At 57.5% G+C, this 20,005-nt stretch carries 16 protein-coding genes and 2 tRNA genes; 7 read left to right on the top strand and 11 right to left on the bottom strand.

Annotated elements, in window-relative coordinates; translation table 11 throughout:
• Nucleotides 1-76 precede the first annotated feature (76 nt).
• From D4A39_RS01960 to D4A39_RS01925, 8 genes are all read right to left on the bottom strand, one after another.
• Nucleotides 77-349, bottom strand: coding sequence for a YeaC family protein (locus D4A39_RS01960; protein ID WP_022984545.1), 273 nt, complete (start codon nucleotides 347-349; stop codon nucleotides 77-79).
• A gap of 111 nt (nucleotides 350-460) precedes the next feature.
• Nucleotides 461-1,351: an NAD(+) kinase gene (locus D4A39_RS01955; protein WP_022984544.1), complete on the bottom strand. Its 891-nt coding sequence runs from the start codon at nucleotides 1,349-1,351 to the stop codon at nucleotides 461-463.
• Between the two features lie 61 nt (nucleotides 1,352-1,412).
• Nucleotides 1,413-2,486 carry a cyclic nucleotide-binding domain-containing protein gene (locus tag D4A39_RS01950; protein ID WP_022984543.1) on the bottom strand — a complete coding sequence of 358 codons (1,074 nt, stop codon included), beginning with the start codon at nucleotides 2,484-2,486 and terminating at the stop codon, nucleotides 1,413-1,415.
• Nucleotides 2,487-2,597: 111 nt separating this feature from the next.
• Nucleotides 2,598-3,974 carry a hypothetical protein gene (locus tag D4A39_RS01945; protein WP_119917399.1) on the bottom strand — a complete coding sequence of 459 codons (1,377 nt, stop codon included), beginning with the start codon at nucleotides 3,972-3,974 and terminating at the stop codon, nucleotides 2,598-2,600.
• Nucleotides 3,975-4,507: 533 nt separating this feature from the next.
• Nucleotides 4,508-4,584 (bottom strand) — tRNA-Asp (locus D4A39_RS01940).
• A gap of 28 nt (nucleotides 4,585-4,612) precedes the next feature.
• Nucleotides 4,613-4,688 (bottom strand) — tRNA-Val (locus tag D4A39_RS01935).
• A 144-nt stretch (nucleotides 4,689-4,832) separates the two neighbouring features.
• On the bottom strand, nucleotides 4,833-5,027 hold the full coding sequence (locus tag D4A39_RS01930) for a hypothetical protein (RefSeq protein ID WP_022984540.1): 195 nt from the start codon (nucleotides 5,025-5,027) through the stop codon (nucleotides 4,833-4,835).
• Entirely contained in the window at nucleotides 5,024-5,617 is a 594-nt protein-coding gene (locus D4A39_RS01925) for a TetR/AcrR family transcriptional regulator (RefSeq protein WP_119917398.1), read from the bottom strand. Before D4A39_RS01925 ends, D4A39_RS01930 begins: the two co-directional genes overlap by 4 nt.
• A gap of 162 nt (nucleotides 5,618-5,779) precedes the next feature.
• On the opposite strand from D4A39_RS01925, the gene D4A39_RS01920 reads away from it, so the two are divergent.
• From D4A39_RS01920 to D4A39_RS01890, 7 genes are all read left to right on the top strand, one after another.
• Nucleotides 5,780-7,570 carry an acyclic terpene utilization AtuA family protein gene (locus D4A39_RS01920; RefSeq protein ID WP_119917397.1) on the top strand — a complete coding sequence of 597 codons (1,791 nt, stop codon included), beginning with the start codon at nucleotides 5,780-5,782 and terminating at the stop codon, nucleotides 7,568-7,570.
• A 62-nt stretch (nucleotides 7,571-7,632) separates the two neighbouring features.
• The gene (locus tag D4A39_RS01915) at nucleotides 7,633-8,502 is read left to right on the top strand and encodes an SDR family oxidoreductase (protein ID WP_119917396.1); all 870 of its coding nucleotides are present in this window, start codon (nucleotides 7,633-7,635) and stop codon (nucleotides 8,500-8,502) included.
• A complete protein-coding gene (locus D4A39_RS01910) occupies nucleotides 8,502-10,112 on the top strand; it encodes an acyl-CoA carboxylase subunit beta (RefSeq protein WP_119917395.1) in 1,611 nt (536 codons plus the stop codon). Before D4A39_RS01915 ends, D4A39_RS01910 begins: the two co-directional genes overlap by 1 nt.
• Nucleotides 10,113-10,291: 179 nt before the next feature.
• The gene (locus D4A39_RS01905) at nucleotides 10,292-11,449 is read left to right on the top strand and encodes an acyl-CoA dehydrogenase family protein (protein WP_022984535.1); all 1,158 of its coding nucleotides are present in this window, start codon (nucleotides 10,292-10,294) and stop codon (nucleotides 11,447-11,449) included.
• Nucleotides 11,450-11,664: 215 nt separating this feature from the next.
• Nucleotides 11,665-12,471 (top strand): enoyl-CoA hydratase/isomerase family protein, encoded by an 807-nt coding sequence (locus tag D4A39_RS01900; RefSeq protein WP_022984534.1) that lies wholly within the window; start codon nucleotides 11,665-11,667, stop codon nucleotides 12,469-12,471.
• A 115-nt stretch (nucleotides 12,472-12,586) separates the two neighbouring features.
• The gene (locus tag D4A39_RS01895; RefSeq protein WP_119917394.1) at nucleotides 12,587-14,551 is read left to right on the top strand and encodes an acetyl/propionyl/methylcrotonyl-CoA carboxylase subunit alpha; all 1,965 of its coding nucleotides are present in this window, start codon (nucleotides 12,587-12,589) and stop codon (nucleotides 14,549-14,551) included.
• Nucleotides 14,552-14,816: 265 nt separating this feature from the next.
• On the top strand, nucleotides 14,817-16,646 hold the full coding sequence (locus tag D4A39_RS01890; protein WP_022984531.1) for a long-chain-acyl-CoA synthetase: 1,830 nt from the start codon (nucleotides 14,817-14,819) through the stop codon (nucleotides 16,644-16,646).
• A gap of 1,167 nt (nucleotides 16,647-17,813) precedes the next feature.
• Here the strand turns inward: D4A39_RS01890 and D4A39_RS01885 are convergent.
• From D4A39_RS01885 to D4A39_RS01875, 3 genes are all read right to left on the bottom strand, one after another.
• Nucleotides 17,814-18,257 carry a phasin family protein gene (locus D4A39_RS01885; protein WP_022984530.1) on the bottom strand — a complete coding sequence of 148 codons (444 nt, stop codon included), beginning with the start codon at nucleotides 18,255-18,257 and terminating at the stop codon, nucleotides 17,814-17,816.
• Nucleotides 18,258-18,421: 164 nt separating this feature from the next.
• Nucleotides 18,422-18,742, bottom strand: a complete 321-nt coding sequence (locus D4A39_RS01880; RefSeq protein WP_022984529.1) for a hypothetical protein — start codon at nucleotides 18,740-18,742, stop codon at nucleotides 18,422-18,424.
• The gene (locus tag D4A39_RS01875) at nucleotides 18,742-19,962 is read right to left on the bottom strand and encodes a DUF445 domain-containing protein (protein WP_022984528.1); all 1,221 of its coding nucleotides are present in this window, start codon (nucleotides 19,960-19,962) and stop codon (nucleotides 18,742-18,744) included. The genes D4A39_RS01880 and D4A39_RS01875 overlap by 1 nt, the downstream gene beginning before the upstream one ends.
• Nucleotides 19,963-20,005 lie beyond the last annotated feature (43 nt).

The raw sequence follows: 20,005 nt of genomic DNA, 5'->3' as shown, positions 1-20,005 counted from the left end.
AGGAAAAAGAGACTGTTAGAAGCAAAAAAACGACGACCCGTCGGTCACGTGCATAATTATGCAAGCCTGCGATTTTCTATTGCAGGGTATCCGGACCTCTCAGCGTCACAGGCTGCTCCTCGGCCTTGCCTGAATCACTCTTGCAGGCCTGCTCCATATACCCCGTGCGCTGCTCTTCAGGCAGGTGTTTTGCCTCCCAGGTCAGCACGGCCTGCATACACATCTCGCGCTGCTCTTTTGAGAGCACGCGGCCATCAGGCCACTTGCCCAGCTCCACGGCGCGACGCATGTTGTCACAGATCTCTGGGGTCATGGTGGCAATCAGGTCTTCGAAGCTTTGATAACTCATGATGTGTTCCGGTTTCAAATGCATCATGGCGGAGATCGGCGCACGCCGATTTCTGCCCTACGACAGGCTTTTGCCCGTCTTGTGACTTTCGCTATTCACTGAAACTGCAGTTCAGTTGCTATCGCCAGGCCGGGTACTCCAGCCCAGTTTCGAGCGGCAGGCCTGATAGAAGTCGTGCCCCGGCGGGTGAATGAGACGCAGCCGGTGGGGCTTCTTCTTGATGGCAATAATATCATCCACCTGCAGGCGAATCCCCTCTGTGCCGTCACAGCTGACAAGAGGACGTACTTTTTCAGTGGTGATGTGGATCTTGATCTCACTGTCCCCCGCGACCACCAATGGCCGGCTGGTGAGGGTATGCGGATTCAAGGGCACCAGTACCATGGCATCCAGCTTGGGGTGCATGATCGGGCCACCACCGGACAAGGCATAGGCTGTGGACCCCGTAGGCGTGGACACAATCAGGCCATCAGACCGCTGGGCGTAGACGAAATGGCCGTCAATCATGAGTTCGAAGTCGATCATGTGCACGCTGTCACCGGACAGCAACACCACATCATTAAGGGCCGCGCCCTCGCCGACCACGGTCTTGCCACGACGCACTTCAAGATCCAGCAGGAAGCGGCGCTCGGTGGTGTAATCCCCATCCAGCACCTGCCCGACCCGGGACTCAATCTCGGAAGGAAGGATATCGGTCAGAAAGCCCAGGTGCCCGCGGTTAACCCCCAGCACCGGAACATCGAAACGCGCCAAAGTACGAGCGGCCCCCAACAGACTGCCGTCACCACCAACGACAATGACCAGATCACAGGCCTCCCCCATCTGCGCCGGACTGGCCGCTTGCAGCCCCATCTCAGGCAAGCTGGAGATAATGTGTTTGTCGAGGATCACGGTGCAATCCCGTCCATGCAGGAAGTGAATCAGCTGGCGCAGGGAATACAGCGCCTGCTCACTCTCCGAACGGGCAATCAGCCCAATATTGCGAAACTTGTCTTGCGCCACGGAAATCCCTGGGGCAGCGGTTGCTGCAGCCGGTTGCGGGGGACGCTACCGGCGGCAGCCATCACCCCTGAGTGAGGTACTCGTTCAGGGTAGCAGCATTGGCATTTAGCCCGCCATCCAGAACGATTACGTCCAAACCGGCGTTTTTTAACAGAAAAGCGGCCGTTGCGCTACGGCGGCCGGTGTCACAATAGGCCACATAGGTCTTGCTCGGATCCAGCAGGCGGGATTTCAGGCGCAGCACATTCAGCGGCATATTGGTGGCGCCGACCAGATGCTCCTGATCAAACTCATCACTGGTTCGCACATCCAGCCACCAGGCACCACGATCCACGGATTCCAGCACCTTGTCCGCCGCCATGGTATTAATAATAGGTTCACGCAGCAGGGCATCGAAATCCTTGCGATCCAATTTCATCAATACCCCATCCGTAGCCATGGTCACGGTGGCGTTTCGGGGCTTACCGGACAGCAGAGCCTCTTCACCAAACCACTGCCCCTCCTCCAGCATGGCCACCGGGGTCGGCTCACTGTCCCCCATACTGATGGAGACCTCGCACACACCTTCTTTCAGTATGTAACAGCAATCAGCAGCCTCTCCCTGGCGAATGATCACATCGCCTTCCTTCTGACGGAACGCGCGCAGACGCCGGAATATTTCGAGGATGTTGGTGGGGGGAACCCGGTGAAACAGTTTGGACTTGAGCAGACGAATCATCCACTCGCGATCGTTCTGGTAGGCAGAGTTGGCGTTGATGTCCAGAATCACGTAACCGGCAGACTGGTCCCAGGAGAGAATGGTATCCAGCCGAAAACTGTCAAACCGCACCACACTTACTTCCCCCAACGCTCGTGCAGTACTACGGCGCGGCTGGGCATGATCCAGCGGGTGCCAGGATGCCGTATCGCCAGCGCTGACCACCTGCGTTTTCCCTTCTTCATCTGTCAACTCGACCTTGCCACTCAACAGATAAATCGTGGTGTTGTCCTGATCCCCCAGCGAAAAAAGGACATCTTCTGACAAATAGCGGCACACCTCCTGCTGATCCAGTAACCAATCGAGCTGATCACCAGACAAGGCATTCACGGGCACAAAGGTCTGTAGAAGGCTTTTATCAATGGACTCGCGTGCCATATCCGCCACTCCCGATATTTTGCTTATTTCTGTTATTGAGGTTTATCTGCGGTAACTTCTGCAAGAACCCTACCAGTTCCCGACAAACAGGGCGCATGCCGCCCTTTCGCACTATCGAAATCTCAGCACGTTGTCGATGGCGGAATCATTGCGACAATTCGGACAACGATTGGCGTTACAATCCGAGACTCCCGGTTTGAACTGATTGGGCACCTCTACACGAATGACCCGCTTGCCACAGGCCTGCCCATCCTGGCCAATACCCACCTGACAAACCGGATTTTCGTAATGCGCCAGCCAGGCGCGGTAATGGTCTTCGGTCACCAGGCACTTGCGCGCAGCAAACGCCACCGGGTTTTCCATGTAACCGGCAATCTGATTGGCAGGGATAGAGATGTGGCCCGCACCGGGGTGAAAAGCGATAAAGCTGAGACCCAGCTCCTCGAGCTTTTCCAAAACTTTCTGGGCGCCACTATTGGCTTCCTTGGCCTGATTTCGCTTCAGCGCAGTCACTTCCTCACGGAGCTCACCGATCAAATCATCACGGTTGAGCACGTCCATTTCCTTGGCATGGATCTGCTCGGCCAGGCGAGCGCGCTCTTCTTCCAGGCGCTGCTCCAGAGCCAGTTTGTACTGTTCGGTCAGCACCTCCAGCTCACTGCCCTGATTTTCGCTACGTCGACTTTGCTCTTCCAGGCTCTGGTTCAACGACAGCACCTGGGCCTTGAGCGACTCATTCTGCTCTCTCAGGGCGCCATTCTGGGATTTCAGCGCCTTGAACTGCCCCATCACTTTTTCAATCTGGGCATTGAGGATTTCTTCCTTCTGCTGCGCAGAATAACGCAGCTTTGCCGCCTCTTCGGACTGGGAGTTTTCCAGGGTCTGCACCCTCAGACGCAACTCCTTGATAATCCGGGCAAGCCGCACCCGCTCTTCGTCATCTTTTTTGCGAGCCTCTTCGTCGGCCTTGACAGCGGGAGCGGCCGGCACCTCCTGAGCGCCAAGTACAGGCGGCGCAATGGATGGCGGCTCCATATCATCATCAAGCTCCAACCCCATCTTGGAGCCTCGGTCATAAATGGTATCGCGGATAGCAATAAAGTCGTTGGCGCCGGGCTTCATGCCCGGATCCCACAGTTGGTCCTGGTGCCAGGCCACCGGGCACTGGCTGCGGCAAGCAAGACGAACCGGTCCAGCCCCCATATCCGGCCCCTGGGCCGCATGCTCGACCAGATGGCGAAGCGGCACATTCCAGGTCGTATCAGCCATTCCGTCTTCATCGAAGTCAATGGTAAACAACACCAGACCTCGCACCTTCAATTGGCCATTCACAACACAATAGGCGCCACGCACCTCTTTGTCGGCGAACTCCGGCACACCGACCATCCCGTCCAGAATGGCTTCGAAGTCGGAATACAGCATACTCTTGCTGATCCCTCGATGATCAAAAAACAGAATGGCTTCGGATGTCACCGCAGATGAAGACATGAAGTGCCCTTCCTTTCCCTGAATTATTGTAGTTGCCGCCGCTGCCTTACCCCGTCACACCCAAAGTGACAAACACAGCACGGTTCGGCCAATTATAGTCAGCCACATCAGAAAGAGTGTGACCTGAATGGCAGATAAAAAAAAGCAGACATCAGGAGGCATGACCCATACAGGTCAATTCGTTAGAACAGAGGGGAAGTCGAATAACAAGGCAGGCGCAGAGAGGAAAATCGCTGATGGGCAACCGTGCGGGAGGAGACGTTAAAGCTCCTCACCGTCATCGGCCCAATCATCATCTTCCAGCCATTCTTCCAGGCTTTCCATCAACTGCTTTTCTTCCAGACGCTCTTCAAAGAGTTCTTCCATTGTCATTTCCTTTTTTGTCATTTCACATGTCGTCCAAATGATTAGACACAGGAAAGGTGACAAGTTCATTAAAGGCGAGAATGGCAACAGGAGGCGCGGGGATGACGTGGGCAGTAAAGCCTGAAACAGAAAAGGCCCTCATTTCTGAGGGCCTTTTCTGCGAATAGTGGCGGAGCGGACGGGACTCGAACCCGCGACCCCCGGCGTGACAGGCCGGTATTCTAACCAACTGAACTACCGCTCCACATTCCTTTCGGAATTCTTTCAAATTTTGGTGGGTGATGACGGGATCGAACCGCCGACCCTCTGCTTGTAAGGCAGATGCTCTCCCAGCTGAGCTAATCACCCATGTTCGCGTCGCTGCGAAGTGGGCGCCATTTTAGGGATTGGGCCGGGGGTGTCAACGGCTTTTTGCAGAAAAATGTTCGTTTGCCTACAAAATGCGCTAAACGGGCAATTCTTGGGCAAAACGGCCAGAAAACCACCGCAAAATCAGTCGCCTGCCGCCTCCAGCGCCTCAATCTTGCGCTTTGCCTCTTCCAGGGTGAAGCGCCCTGGCAGGTTCTGTCCGTTGGGCCGCGCAACAAGGTAATGATGCACATCCAGCGCCCAGGTCTGACGATTGAGCTCCCCTTCCTCGATGATGCTGTAGCCCGTTTGCCCCCAGGCAATGGCGTTGCCGATCATGGATTTTCCCCAACGACGCGGGCAAGCATGATATCGGCCAGATTATCCAGGGTCAGAGAGCCGTCGCGGTCAAACCAGTTGGGAGCCCACCCCGTCATACCCGTGAGCAAACGGCGCATAATGAAAGGATCGGTCTTGAACGCCCCCTGCTCATGAAGCGCCTGCAACGCATCCAGCCACAGCTGTTCATAAATGCTTCGCAGCTCCAGCGCCTTGCGCTGCTTCTCTTCACTCAGGCAGCGCCATTCCGTCACCATCACCGTCATGGCCTCGGCCGTGTCGCCCACAATGGACTGCAGTTCGGCGCGAATCAGTGCGCGCAGCTGGCCTTGCGCCGATGATTCTGCGGCCACCGCATCACGCAGGCGAGCCGTATTGAAGTGGATCACCTCTTCCATCACCGCATAGAGGATGTCTTCCTTGGTCTTGAAGTGATGAAAAATGGAACCGCTCTGAATCCCCACGGATGCCGCAATGTCACGTACCGTGGTGCGATCGAACCCCTTGTCGCGAAACAGATGGGCCGCCGCGCTCAGCAGCCGGCCGCGCGGGGAATCATCGATTCCATTAATTGCCAGTGACTCAGCCATTGTTGTCCTCTTTTTGTCTGGCGGCATTATCCCGGTTACAGGCAGCTGGCAGCAAGGCGAAGCCGGGGACCGGACTCACAAATTTCAGCCCCACACCTTTACAGACCAAGCGCTTGCTTGGTAGCTTACGGAACCATGCTCAAACAGGCAAATGGAGCCAACATGACCGATTCGATTCGCATCGGCTGCGCCGCCGCTTTCTGGGGCGACACCAACAGCGCTGCTTTCCAGCTGGTGAAGCAGGCCGAGATCGATTACCTGGTATTCGACTATCTTGCCGAGGTGACCCTGTCGATCATGGCTGGTGCACGTCTGAAAGACCCGGAAGCCGGTTACGCCCATGACTTTGTTACCCAGGTCATGGCACCACTGGCGAAAGACATTCGCCGCAAAGGGATCAAGGTCATCAGCAACGCCGGCGGCGTCAATCCCCGCGCCTGCCGGGCCGCGCTGGAAAAAGCCTTCGCGGCAGCGGGGGTGGACCTGAAAATTGCCTTGGTGGAGGGCGACGACCTCAACCCTCGCCGCGCCGATTTTGCCGAAGCCCGCGAGCTGGACAACGGCACGCCCCTGCCCCCCATGACCCTGACCATGAATGCCTATCTCGGCGCCCTGCCCATCAAGGCCGCGCTGGATGCCGGTGCCGACATCGTACTGACCGGGCGCATCGCAGACTCTGCCCTGGTGCTGGGCCCACTAATGCATGAGTTCCACTGGGCCAACGACGACTACGACAAACTTGCCCAGGGCTCACTGGCCGGCCACGTGATTGAATGCGGCGCCCAGTGTACCGGCGGTAACTTCACCGATTGGCAAGAGGTCCCCGATTTTCACAACATGGGATTCCCGATCGCTGAATGCTTTGCCGACGGTGACTTTATCATCAGCAAACCCGACAACACCGGCGGACTGATCACCCCGGCCACCGTGGGCGAACAGATCGTCTATGAAATCGGTGATCCGCGAGCCTACATCCTCCCGGATGTGGTGTGTGATTTTACCCAAGTGACACTGAGTCAGGAGGGCGACAACCGGGTACGCGTCAGCGGCGCGCGCGGCTTGCCGCCAACCGACAGTTACAAGGTGTCCGCCACCTACCCGGACGGGCACCGGATTACCGCCTCTTTCCTGATGGGCGGCATGGGTGCCCCGGAAAAAGGCCAGGTGGTTGCGGATGCGATCCTGCGCAAGGTTTCCGGTCTTTATCAGCAATTGGGTATGCCTCCCTTCCGGGAAACCAGTGTGGAGATTCTTGGCAGCGAGGCCACCTACGGCGCCCAGGGACAGCGCGGCGACACCCGAGAGGTAGTGGTCAAGATCGCCGCCCTGCACGACGACAAGAAGGCCCTGGGGCTGTTCGCCCGGGAAATCGCCCAGGCCGCCACCGGGATGGCCCCGGGGCTCTCCGGCCTGGTGGGGGGGCGTCCGAAACCGGTGCCGCGCATCCGGCTGTTTTCCACCCTGGTCAACAAACAGCAGGTGCCGGTAAGCGTGGATCTTGGCGGCGAAACGCACCCCGTAGACATTCCTGCAGGTGTGCCGCTGGACCCTGCCCGGCTACCCGCCGACCCGGCCGGCGCAACGCAAACGTCCGCAGACTTGACCACCGTTCCGCTGATCAAGCTGGCCTGGGCACGCAGCGGCGACAAGGGCAACCATGCCAATATCGGCGTCATCGCCCGGCACCCTGACTACCTGCCCTTTATTGATGCCGCCCTCACTGAACAAGCCGTTGCGCATTATATGCAGCATGTCCTCGACGCAGAGACCGGCAGCGTGGAACGCTGGGCCATGCCCGGCATGAACGCCTTCAATTTCCTGCTGCGTAACGCTCTGGGCGGCGGCGGCATGGCATCCCTGCGCATCGATCCCCAGGGGAAAGCGTTTGCCCAGCAACTGCTGGATATGCCGATCCTTGTCAGCCAGGACATCGCTGACGAAGTGGGGGCATGATTTTGATTTTAGCGCCTGACATCAGACGTCCGACGCTTTCAACCAATAGATAAGGGAATTCCATGTCATACCGTTCCGTCTTCAAACCTGATCTGTTTGCCGGCAAAAACATCATCGTGACCGGCGGCGGCTCCGGCATTGGCCGTTGCACCGCCCATGAGCTGGCCTCATTGGGAGCACGTGTGGTGCTGATCGGCCGCAAACAGGAAAAACTGGACAGCGTGATCGCCGAAATCAACGAAGACGGTGGCCAGGCACTGGGCTTTACCTGTGACATCCGCGACGAGGAGGCCGTCAAAGCCACCGTAGCGGCAGTCTACAACGCCGTAGAGACCGTTCATGGTCTGGTCAACAATGCCGGCGGCCAGTTCCCCTCCCCGCTGGCCCTGATCAGCCAGAAAGGCTGGGAAACCGTAGTGCGCACCAACCTGACCGGGGGCTTCCTGATGGCCCGGGAAGTTTTCACCCAGGGCATGAACCGCAACGGCGGGGCCATCGTCAACATTGTCGCGGACATGTGGGCAGGCATGCCGGGGATGGGGCATTCCGGCGCAGCCCGTGCCGGCATGGTGAACTTCACCCAGACAGCTGCCTACGAATGGGGAAACTGTGGGGTGCGCGTCAACGCGGTTGCTCCCGGCTGGATCATGTCCAGTGGCATGGACACTTACCCCGAGGGCTTCAAGCAGACACTAAAAACCCTCAAGGCCGCGGTGCCACTCAAGCGCATGGGCAACGAGGCCGAAATTTCCGGGGCAATCTGCTTCCTGCTCAGTGATGCCGCAGCCTTTATCAGCGGCGACACCCTGCGCATCGACGGTGCCGCCAGCCAGGGCAATGTGGCGGTATTCCCGTTGCCCGATCACGACAACAGTGCGCCGTTCGACGGCTTCCACCGCGCCACCACGCCCGACGTATTCAAGGATCTCTAATGGCTGTCATCGACTCCACACTGGACACCCAAAGCGAGGAATACCAGCAGAACCGCGACGCTCTGCTGGCCGCCATCGAGGAATTCCGTGCCATCGAACAAAAGGTGGTGGACACCGCGGAAAGCAAGCGCCCGAAGTTCGACAAGCGCGGCCAGCTGCTGCCTATCGAACGGGTCTCCCGCCTGCTGGATGCCGGCTCACCGTTCCTGAGCCTGATGAACCTGGCCGGCTACAAGATGCATGATGACAAGGACGGCACCGAAGCCGGTGGCGGGGTTATCGCCGGTATCGGCTACGTGTCCGGGGTACGCTGTCTGGTCACCGCCTCGAATTCGGCCATCAAGGGCGGCACGGTCACACCCTCCGGGCTGCACAAGACCCTTCGCCTGCAACGCATCGCACTGGAAAACAAACTGCCCGTCGTCAGTCTGGTGGAATCCGGTGGTGCCAACCTGAATTACGCCGCGGATGTGTTTGTAGAAGGCGCCCGCACCTTCGCCAATCAGGCGCGGCTGTCTGCCGCTGGCGTCCCGCAAATTACCGTCGTGCACGGCAACGCCACCGCTGGCGGCGCCTATCAGCCGGGCCTGTCCGATTATGTGGTCGTGGTACGCAACCGCGCCAAGATGTTTCTGGCCGGGCCGCCGCTACTGAAAGCCGCCACCGGGGAAATCGCCACGGATGAAGAACTCGGTGGAGCCGAAATGCACAGCGGAACCGCCGGCACCGCCGAATACCTGGCAGAGAATGATGCCGACGGCATTCGCCTGGCCCGCGATCTGATTCGCCTGCTGGGCTGGCAACGCGCCGCGCAGAAAGCACCGGATCACCAGCCACCGGCTTACGATCCGGAAGAACTGCTCGGCGTGATCCCTGACGACAGCAAGAAACCCTACGACGTGCGCGAAGTGATTGCCCGCGTGGTCGACGCCTCTGACTTCCTGGATTTCAAGAACGAATGGGACAGTGCCACAGTGTGTGGCTGGGCCACCATCGAGGGTAAGCCCGTCGGGATTATTGGCAACAACGGCCCCATTACCCCCCGAGGTGCCGCCAAGGCAGCACAGTTTATTCAGCTGTGTGACCAGACTCGCCGGCCACTACTGTTTCTTCACAACACCACCGGTTTCATGGTCGGCACCGATGCCGAGCAGAATGGCGTGATCAAGCACGGCTCCAAGATGCTCCAGGCGGTGGCCAATGCCCGGGTACCGAAAATCTCCGTGGTCATTGGTGGCTCCTATGGCGCCGGCAACTATGCCATGTGTGGCCGGGGGCTGGATCCGCGCTTCATCTTTGCCTGGCCCAATTCCAAAGTCGCTGTCATGGGTGGCCAGCAGGCCGGTACCGTGTTGCGCATCGTCGCCGAAGCCAAACAACGGGCCGCGGGTCTGGAACCGGATGAAAAAGTGCTCGATATGCTGCAGCAGACCACCGCGCAAAAACTCGAGAGCCAGTCAACTGCCCTTTACGGCACCGCCCACCTGTGGGACGACGGCATTATCGACCCCCGCGACACCCGCAAGGTGGTGGCCTATGCACTGGACATCTGCGAAGACGCAGAACAACGACAGCTACACCCGAACGCCTTTGGGGTGGCAAGACTTTAGAGGCAGTGAACAGTGAATAGTGAACAGTTAACGGCGGAAACCCTGGCTCACAGGCTCTTACAGGTTTTGACTTCGCTGTTCACTGTTAACTCTTAACTGTTCACTCAACCCATAAATTCATAAACAACGACAGATAAAGAAGCGCTCGGCAAACCGAGCCAAACAACAGGACGCTTCCAATGATTTTCACTCAAGAACACGAAGAACTTCGCCGTACCGTCCGTAACTTTGTGGATAAGGAACTCAATCCCCACGTGAAAGAATGGGAAGCGGCGGGCCGTTTTCCGATCCACGAAGTATTCAAGAAAATGGGCGACCTGGGCCTGCTGGGTGTCACCAAGCCCACCGAGTTTGGCGGCATGGGCCTGGATTATTCCTACGGCCTGGTGATGAGCGAAGAAATGGGTCGCGTGCATTGCGGTGGCGTCCCCCTGGCCGTTGGTGTGCAGACCGACATGGCTACCCCGGCCTTGGCCCGTTTTGGCAGCGATGAATTGCGCCGTGATTACCTCGCCCCGGCCATTGCCGGTGACATGGTCGCCGCCATTGCCGTCTCTGAACCCCATGCCGGCTCAGATGTGGCCAACACCCGCACCACCGCCAAAAAAGACGGGGACGATTATGTGATCAACGGCACCAAGATGTGGATCACCAATTCACCCAGCGCTGATTTCTTCTGCCTGTTGGCCTGCACCTCCGACGGCAAGCCTCACGCAAACAAATCCCTGATCGTGGTGCCCAAGGATGCCGCCGGCATTACCGTGGACAAGCCTCTGGACAAGCTCGGCATGCGCTCCTCCGAAACCGCCCAAGTCTTCTTCGACAATGTGCGCGTTCCGCAACGCAATCTCATCGGCCAGGAAGGCATGGGCTTCATGATGCAAATGATGCAGTTCCAGGAAGAACGCCTGTTTGCTGCCGCCAATGGCCTGCAAGGGTTACAGCATGTCATCGATGAGACCATCCAGTACGCGCGGGAACGGGACATTTTTGGTATGCCGCTGATCGACAACCAGAGCGTGCATTTCCGCCTCGCAGAATTGCAAACCGAGGTGGAAGCCCTGCGCGCGCTCACCTACAGCGCCTGCGAGATGTACATCAATGGCAAGGATGTCCTGCAACTGGCCTCCATGGCCAAACTGAAAGTCGGTCGTCTGACCCGTGAGGTGGCCGACAGCTGCCTGCAGTACTGGGGCGGCAACGGCTTCATGATGGATAACCCGGCCAGCCAGCTGTATCGCGATGGCCGCCTGGCCTCTATTGGTGGCGGCGCCGACGAAGTCATGCTCGGCATTATCTGCAAGACCATGGATATCTTGCCGGGCAAGAAGAAATAAAGGCACCAAGCTACAAGCTTCAAGCTGCAAGGCGCGGGTTAGAACTCTATGAATTTGAACACTCCGCCCGCGCTCAAAGCATGAAGCGCGGGCAAGGTGGGTCAACACAACCAAAGCTTCGTGCGTGTTGAAGCTTGTAGCTTGTAGCTTGAGGCTTGCTCCTCAACTTTCGCGCCCCAAGTGGCGTTCCTGCAGCGGCTCTGTAGAGAGAATTTATGACTTTACCCACAACCGAAACGCTGAACCTGAACCAGGACGGCCCGGTGTTACATATCACCCTTAACCGGCCGGAAAGCCGCAACGCCATGAGCCTGACCATGGTCAACGAGCTGATGGCGGTGTTTGCCGCTGTCCAAAACGACACGGCGGTTCGCGCGATCGTGCTGCGTGGCGCCGGCGGGCATTTCTGTGCCGGCGGTGACATCAAGGACATGGCAGGGGCCAGACAGAAAGCCGCCACCGGTGACAGCGATGCTTATGTGTCCCTGAACCGGCGCTTTGGCGAAATGATCACCGCGGCCAACCAGCAACCCCAGGTGGTGATTACCGTACTCGAAGGTGCGGTATTGGGCGGCGGCTTTGGTCTTGCCTGCATTTCCGATGTGGCCATCGCCCATTGTGATGCCACTTTTGGCCTGCCAGAAACCGGCTTGGGGGTCATCCCTGCGCAAATCGCCCCCTTTGTGGTGGAACGCATTGGCCTCACCCAGGCCCGTCGCCTCGCCCTCACAGGCATTCGTTTCCAGGGCAACGAGGCCTTGCGGCTAGGCATTGTCCATGAGGTGGCCAACGATGAAAACGGCATCGAGGCCGCACTGCAAAGCACCCTCAAGGCAGTGCGTCGCTGCGCGCCCAACGCCAACCGGGTGACCAAGGCACTGGTTCTGAACGTCGGCCAGGAATCCATGGATAACCTGCTCGATCAAGCGGCGGTTGATTTCGCTAACGCCGTGAACGGAGAAGAAGGCCAGGAAGGCACCCTGGCATTCGTGCAAAAGCGCCCGGCGAGCTGGAACCAATAACCGCACGGCGGAAATGGGCGTCAGCCCATCTCTGCCATTACAAACAAAACGCCGCGCAGGCCATTTCCGACCTACGCGGCGCGAGCACAAACCGGCTGACCGGTAAGGATCACGCATGAGCTTTGAAAAAATCCTGATTGCCAACCGCGGCGAAATTGCCTGCCGGGTGATTGCCACGGCCCAATCGTTGGGCTATCGCACCGTGGCCGTGTATTCCGAACCGGATACCCAGGCACGACACGTACAGATGGCCGATGAAGCCGTCTGCATTGGTCCAGCCCTCGCCAGCGCGTCCTACCTGAATGTGGATGCCCTGCTGGCGGCCTGCCAACAAACCGGCGCCGACGCCGTGCACCCTGGCTATGGCTTCCTCTCCGAGAACGCCGCCTTCGCCAAGGCTTGCCAGAACGCGGGGATCACCTTTATTGGCCCGGATGAGGCCGCTATCCACCTGATGGGCTCCAAGCGACTCTCCAAGATCGCCATGATCGAAGCCGGCGTACCCTGTATTCCCGGTTATGAAGGCGAAGACCAGAGTGATGCCACCCTGCTCGCGGAAGCCGAGCGTATTGGCCTGCCCCTGATGATCAAGGCCAGTGCCGGCGGCGGCGGCCGAGGCATGCGCGTGGTGACCGATGCCAGCGACATCCCCGCCCAGCTGAAAAGCGCCCGTCAGGAAGCGGCGAGTGCCTTCGGAAGTGACGAACTGATTCTGGAGCGGGCCGTGATGGAGCCGCGCCATGTGGAAATCCAGGTCTTCGGCGACCGCCACGGCAACGTGATCCATCTGGGCGAACGTGATTGCTCCGTTCAGCGTCGCCACCAGAAGGTGGTCGAGGAAGCCCCCTCGCCCGCCGTTGACGCGACCCTGCGCGCCCAGATGGGCGAAGCCGCCGTGAACGCCGCCAAGGCCTGCAATTATGTGGGCGCCGGCACGGTCGAATTCCTGCTCGCCCCCAATGGCGAATTCTATTTCCTGGAAATGAACACCCGCCTGCAGGTAGAACACCCGGTCACCGAACTGGTCACCGGTCAGGATCTTGTCGCCTGGCAAATCCGTGTCGCTCGCGGTGAACCGCTCCCTCTGCAGCAGGATCAGGTTACCCTTTCAGGCCATGCCATTGAGGTACGCCTTTACGCCGAGGACCCGGCACAGAATTACATGCCACAGACCGGTAAGATCCTGCACTGGCGCCCGGCCAGCGGTGACGGTGTTCGCATTGATCACGGTCTGTGCGAGGGCTACCTGGTGGGCAGCCACTACGATCCAATGCTTGCCAAGATCATCGCCTGGGGCGAAAGCCGCGACGACGCACGTCGGCGGCTGATTCGTGCCGTTGAAGACACCCAACTGATGGGCGTCGGTGACAACCGCGCTTTTCTGGCGGCCATCCTGCGCCATTCCTCTTTTGCCAACGGCACGGCAACCACCGCGTTCATTGGTGGTGATTTTGCTAACGACGCCAGTCTCTCCGGTGACGCACCTCAGCCCAGCCTGTGGGCATTGGCCGCGCTACTCGCCCGCCCCGCAAAGCCCCACTCTCCTGACCTGCAGGCATGGCACTCCAGCTCTGTAGGGGCCCAGCCACTGAAACTGCGCTGTGGCGATACCGAACATACGCTGTATGTCCAAACCCAACAGGGGACCAGCACGGTCCAGCTCGGGGATACCCACCTGCAGCTCGCACTGGAATCAGGCCAGCGCGTCACGATAAACGGCGTCAGCGCGCCCTACCGGTTTGTCCACGAAGGCAGCCAGCTCTGGCTCCAGTTCCAGGGACACTGCGTCTGTTTCCAGGACATCACCCACAGCGCCGTGGCGGGCGTAGACAAGGCGGGCAGCGGACACATTCGCGCGCCCATGGATGGCGCGATCGTCGATGTGCTGGTTAAGGAAGGCGATAACATCTCCCGTGGTCAGGTACTGGTGGCACTGGAAGCCATGAAGATGGAACACAGCCTGAAGGCCGACTGTGACGGTGTAGTAGGCCCCATTACCCTGAAGCCCGGTGATCAGGTGAAGCGGCAGCAGCTTCTTGTCACAATCAGCAACCCGGAAAGTTCACAAGAAAACCAATGAAACCCGCTAGCGGGTATGCTTGAATCTCGATCCGGCATTTTGGGCCAAAAGGTCCCGGGCCTGCAGGCCCGGGCACAGCTGGCAGGCACGGCGCTTGCCCTGCCCTGGTGCTACGGTTAAGGTAAGCGCCCGCTTGCCAATTCCAGGTCCCGGCCGAGACGTTACCGGATAAGAAGATGCGCGCCATACGCCAGCTTTCTGGCCCGTATAGATGCATCCCGAAACGCCTTTCGGACCTCCCTAGAACACAGACAATGGAGCTCCCATGAGCAGCGCAGACATTATTACGTTGCCCCAGATTCTCTCCAAGGTTCCCGAGCTGGTCTCCAATCTTCCCGCCATGATCAAAGGCTCAAAGATGGCCAAGATCACCGACACCAAAAAGCCCTTGGGCCTGGGTGTCGCCATCGAGGAAGCCACCAGCAAGAACCCTAATGGCGCCGCGGTTATCTACCAGGACACCGAGCTGACCTATAAACAGTTCAACGCCTGGGCCAACCGGATCGCCGACTACCTGGCCTCCATTGGCCTGAAAAAAGGCGACACGGTCGCGGTAAACGTGGAAAACCGCCCCGAGCTGCTCGCGTCCGTGGTGGCCTGTGCCAAATTGGGCGTCTGCGCCGCACTGATCAATACCTCCCAGCGCGGCAAGGTACTGATCCATTCTTTCAATCTGGTGAAACCCAAGGCTGCCATCGTGGGCGCCGAGCTGGTGGAGACCGTGGAAGAGGTACGCGGTGAGCTGGACCTGAAAGACAACTTCTTCTTCTTTGCGGATCAGGACACCCTGGAAAACCCCGGCGAAGCACCCGCCGGATACAAGAACCTGGCCACCGAGATCAAGGATTGCTCCAGCGAGAATCCTGCATCCAGCCGTCAGACCTTCCTGCGTGACCCCCTGTTCTATATCTACACTTCCGGCACAACCGGTCTGCCCAAGGCAGTAGTGTTCAACCACGGCCGCTGGGAAAAGGCCTACGGCGGCTTCGGTTTCTCTGCCGTGCGTCTCACCAAAGATGACCGTATCTACACCACACTGCCGTTCTATCATGCGACCGGCATGGTGATTTGTTGGGCCTCGGCTATTGCCCATGCAGGCAGCCTTGTCATTGCCCGCAAGTTCTCTGCAAGCGGTTTCTGGGACGATATCCGTCGTCATAACTGCACCGCCTTTGGTTACGTGGGCGAGCTGTGCCGCTACCTGCATGAACAGCCGGAAAAACCCAACGACCGGGACAACCAGATTCACACCATTGTCGGCAATGGGTTGCGACCGAGTATCTGGAAGGATTTCAAACAACGCTTTGGTATCGAGCGCGTTATCGAACTGTATGCCTCTTCCGAAGGCAACGTGGCGTTCACCAACGTATTCAATTTCGATAACACCGTGGGCTTCTCTCCGGTGAGCTACGCCATCGTCAAATACGACAAGGAACGCGATGAGCCGGTTCGTGACAAGAACGGCAACATGATCAAGGTCGGCAAGGGTGAATCCGGCCTGATGCTCGGCGAGATTACCGACAAGACTCCCTTCGACGGCTATACAGACCCGGAAAAGACCGAGAAATCCATCTTCCGCGACGTTTTCAAGAAAGGGGATGCCTGGTTCAACACTGGCGATATGATGCGTGACATCGGTTTCCGACACGCCCAGTTCGTTGACCGCCTGGGTGACACCTTCCGCTGGAAAGGTGAGAACGTTTCTACCACCGAAGTGGAACAGATTCTTGATGGTTTCGACGGCATCCAGGAGTCCGTGGTGTACGGAGTGGAAATTCCCAACACCAATGGCCGCGCGGGTATGGCACAGGTACGCTTGAACTGTCCGCATGGCGAGTTCGATTTCAAAGGCCTGTGCGCCTACCTGAAACGTGAACTGCCCGCCTATGCCATCCCGGTGTTCCTGCGCATCAACGAGCAGGCCATGGAAACCACAGGCACCTTCAAGCACCAGAAGAACAAGCTGAAAGAGCAGAAATACGACCTGAGTCAGCAGGACAACGCGGTCTACGCGCTGCTGCCCAAGGAAGACTGCTACCAGCAGCTTGATGCTGAAACCCAGAAAGGTATCGACAGCGGCGAATACCGCTTCTGAGGCAAAACAGCGAAGCACAGCGACAGAAAAGGCGCCCTTGCGGCGCCTTTTTCTGTTTGGAGGCGTCTCCAGACGAAACGCTAACCCGCCCCTATCCTCTACGAGCTACCCACAGGCAGCAAACTATCCACGACTGCTGTGGATAACACTGTTAAGGATAAACGGATAACCTTCTACATCGCCCGTATTTAAAGGGCTTCAGCATCTTGAGCAGTTTTTGGCCACGAAAAATAGCATTGACTTATCCTGTTTTTCCGGTCCAGACAGAAATGGCCTGGAAGAAATGCACAAAAGCTGTGGATAAGAATGTGGAAAAGCTGCAGAAAACCTCTCGCAGGCCAGTCATAACGGCCATTTCGCCAAATTGCCGAAAATTTACCCCTTTCAAAAGGCAATTCAGTTTCAATAACTTAGCGTGCATTTTCTAACCGACTATAGATGACAAACGAGTGACGGCCGCAACGGACTCACCGCGATCAGCTTGTGTAAAACCGATCACAATTCCACAGATAAAGACAGGATATTCACAGCCGCTCCCTAATGCCGAATCCCGACCGCGCCGTTTTCCACAGGTTCTGTGGATAACACTGTTGATATCCCTGTCATAACAGAAAGAAAGCGGCAAACTTCCTTAGCTTTAACGACATGGCTATTTTTTAACCAGACCAAATAAACCCTTATTTATCATCAACTTGTGCAATTTCTAAAGCGTATTTCACAGCATCGTCACATTCAAATGCAGAATTTTTGCATTGACAACATCCTGTGAACAAAATTGGGGCGGCACAACGTTACCATGCGTGACACCTATCATTGCCTATGCATAAAGCGGGCCATGTCATAGTCGTGATCCTCCACACAAGGCGAGGCGAACATCCCCGGCAACGAATAGGCGAGGTTTTCAAGGCAAAAGACAGGGCGCCCAGAGAGACAGGAGAAGCCAAGGGAGCCACTCGCTGGCGCACCAGGGGGGGGGAAGGCGCTCGGTTAACGCTGCAGCAAAAACCATCCCGCAGGAGCGTCGCTCGCGGCGCTGCTACCGCAAGCTACCGGGCTTCTCCCTCAAATCCGCGATGAAACCCGCAAAAAAAACGGGTACCCGAGGGGGGTACCCGTGAAAAGACACCACTAAGGGGTTAGCGGTGTGCGCTACAACACTGTTTGGGCTCAGTCGGTCTGTTTTTTACGCGACTGACGCTTAACCGGTGCCTTCTCCTCAGCGTCATCCAGTGCCCTGGTGAGCTCTTGCACCCGTTTTTCCAGCTCTTCCACTTCATGCTTGTTAGGCAAGCCCAAACGGGACAACGCCTTGTTCAAACGATCATCGAAGGCCTTTTCCATTTTTTCCATGGTTTCGCCGGTGTGATGACGAACCCGTTCCTTGATCTCTTCAACCCGGGACTCAGTCTTGTCCTTGGTCTGCTTTTCCACTTCACGCCCTGCTTCTACCAAAGCGTCGAAAAAACCACTCCCCTCTTCTTCTGCACGAGCAAAAGCACCCAGACCGGCCAGCCAGATCTGGTGGGTATACTTGCGAATATCTCTAGATGCCCCGGTAAGGGCCTTCAACGGGCTTTTCCGCCCATCTTTATCGTTCTGATTATCGGACATGGTCCTAACTCCCGAAGGCAATTCCACGAGCGAATGCAGCGGGAAAACAACACACAACATCGTCAACGCGGAAGAAGTATATGAGGATGACACTGAGGAGTGGCAAATTCCTGTCGGACAATCATTCACGACAGAAACAAGAGCCTACATTTTAGCCGTTTGTGTTACTTTTGTGCTTCATCATCGTCGTCCCGTCCCGCCCGGCGACCACCAATAAGCCCCACACCCCGCGCCAAATCCATGGCACGGTCACGGATCACTTCCCGGGAACGACCGGTAAGCAGGTCAACAAAACGTTTTCGTAAACGCTCTTCAAGACGATCAGCGCCCTCTTCAAGGCGCCGATCAATTTTACGCTCAATTCTCGGGCCGAGAATAAAGTGCCCGACCAACCACAGAATCGACAAGGTCAGCAAGGAAGATGTAGCCGCGGCTGCAAACAAAAGCCATCCCAGAGTGGTGACGTCAATCTGCAGCGTAGACACTAGGAAACCCCGAACATAAACACCAGCTGGAAAACCCCAGCCATCGCACCGAGGAAACCGCCGACCACAATCAGGATCCACTCATCTTCCTGGAAGGCCGGGCGAAGCAAGTCCTGAAATTCCCCGGAGCTCAGAGCCTGCATCCGTTCAGACATAATCTTTTCTACGATCGCACCGCGCTCGCGGTTAAAGCCCTGGTCTTCAAACGGCTCAACGGCGAGATCCACTGCCTTTTCTTCAACCGCTTTTTTCAGATCAGCATACCCTTCCGGTCCGACGGTCAGCTGTGCTGCCGTACGGACAACGCCACCATTGAGGAGGGGCTTCAAATGACGCTTGATCAAGGCTTTGGTGCGATCCCCTCGCGGACCATTAACCACCTGATACATGATATTGCGCAGAGTAATGACTTCTTCGGTAGACAGTCGGGCAAAGGACTCGGCTACATCTTTCTGGCGTTTCAGGAACAGCCCCTGCACACGAAAAGGGCCGACCTTGACAGGGTTGAGAGGACGGAAAATCAGGTTTAGGGCCAGCCAGTTAGTTGCAATACCAACAATGAAACCAAAAACCGGCAACACCCAGTTACTGGGCATGAGGATAAACACGGGGACCTGAATCAAACCAAACAGGAAACCGAAATACAGACCGGAATTGGTCACAAAACGGAATTCCGGGTCACCCACCTCGCGGAACATCTGCACCATAAGCTGCTTGTCCTCGCTCATCTGAGTGACAACCATGTGCTTCATATCCACCAGACTATCCAGATTGCGGCTGATGTCATCCACGACATTATCCATGACCGCAGGGATCGCGCGGCGGGCTCGGCTGTAGACTCGCTTGCGCACCAGCAATGGGAGATTTTCCCACAAAACGGCATTGCGCTCGGTCATTACCTCATCGGTGTATTCTTCGATGCGCGACTGGATTGTGCGGGTGAGGTGGGCAGAGATCTTCTCTGGTTCCATTTCCCGGAAGAATTCATCCAGACTGCCGAGCTTCGACAGCGCCTTGTCAACGACGATGCCCGCCATTTTCTCCACTTTCGACGGGATGATTCCCTGCCAACCGAAAAAGGGGCGTATCCCCAGAAACTCCAGGGGATAAAACGTCATCTGTACGGCCATCCAGTTGGTGGTCCAACCTACCGCACCGGCAATAAACGGGATACTGACGTACTTCCAGAAATCCGGGTACGAAAGCAACGATTCCAGCATTTAAAAACTACTCCCCTCCAAGGGCCACTGTACTGTACACACA

The organism is Alcanivorax profundi (assembly GCF_003597125.1).
Taxonomy (GTDB): domain Bacteria; phylum Pseudomonadota; class Gammaproteobacteria; order Pseudomonadales; family Alcanivoracaceae; genus Alcanivorax; species Alcanivorax profundi.
This window is presented reverse-complemented; position numbering and strand designations above follow the sequence as displayed.

Bases quoted from the DNA above. Each gene is read 5' to 3' on its own strand.
- D4A39_RS01960 (WP_022984545.1), bottom strand. From the start codon at position 349: ATGAGTTATCAAAGCTTCGAAGACCTGATTGCCACCATGACCCCAGAG.
- D4A39_RS01950 (WP_022984543.1), bottom strand. From the start codon at position 2,486: ATGGCACGCGAGTCCATTGATAAAAGCCTTCTACAGACCTTTGTGCCC.
- D4A39_RS01945 (WP_119917399.1), bottom strand. From the start codon at position 3,974: ATGTCTTCATCTGCGGTGACATCCGAAGCCATTCTGTTTTTTGATCAT.
- D4A39_RS01930 (WP_022984540.1), bottom strand. From the start codon at position 5,027: ATGATCGGCAACGCCATTGCCTGGGGGCAAACGGGCTACAGCATCATC.
- D4A39_RS01925 (WP_119917398.1), bottom strand. From the start codon at position 5,617: ATGGCTGAGTCACTGGCAATTAATGGAATCGATGATTCCCCGCGCGGC.
- D4A39_RS01920 (WP_119917397.1), top strand. From the start codon at position 5,780: ATGACCGATTCGATTCGCATCGGCTGCGCCGCCGCTTTCTGGGGCGAC.
- D4A39_RS01915 (WP_119917396.1), top strand. From the start codon at position 7,633: ATGTCATACCGTTCCGTCTTCAAACCTGATCTGTTTGCCGGCAAAAAC.
- D4A39_RS01910 (WP_119917395.1), top strand. From the start codon at position 8,502: ATGGCTGTCATCGACTCCACACTGGACACCCAAAGCGAGGAATACCAG.
- D4A39_RS01905 (WP_022984535.1), top strand. From the start codon at position 10,292: ATGATTTTCACTCAAGAACACGAAGAACTTCGCCGTACCGTCCGTAAC.
- D4A39_RS01900 (WP_022984534.1), top strand. From the start codon at position 11,665: ATGACTTTACCCACAACCGAAACGCTGAACCTGAACCAGGACGGCCCG.
- D4A39_RS01895 (WP_119917394.1), top strand. From the start codon at position 12,587: ATGAGCTTTGAAAAAATCCTGATTGCCAACCGCGGCGAAATTGCCTGC.
- D4A39_RS01890 (WP_022984531.1), top strand. From the start codon at position 14,817: ATGAGCAGCGCAGACATTATTACGTTGCCCCAGATTCTCTCCAAGGTT.
- D4A39_RS01885 (WP_022984530.1), bottom strand. From the start codon at position 18,257: ATGTCCGATAATCAGAACGATAAAGATGGGCGGAAAAGCCCGTTGAAG.
- D4A39_RS01875 (WP_022984528.1), bottom strand. From the start codon at position 19,962: ATGCTGGAATCGTTGCTTTCGTACCCGGATTTCTGGAAGTACGTCAGT.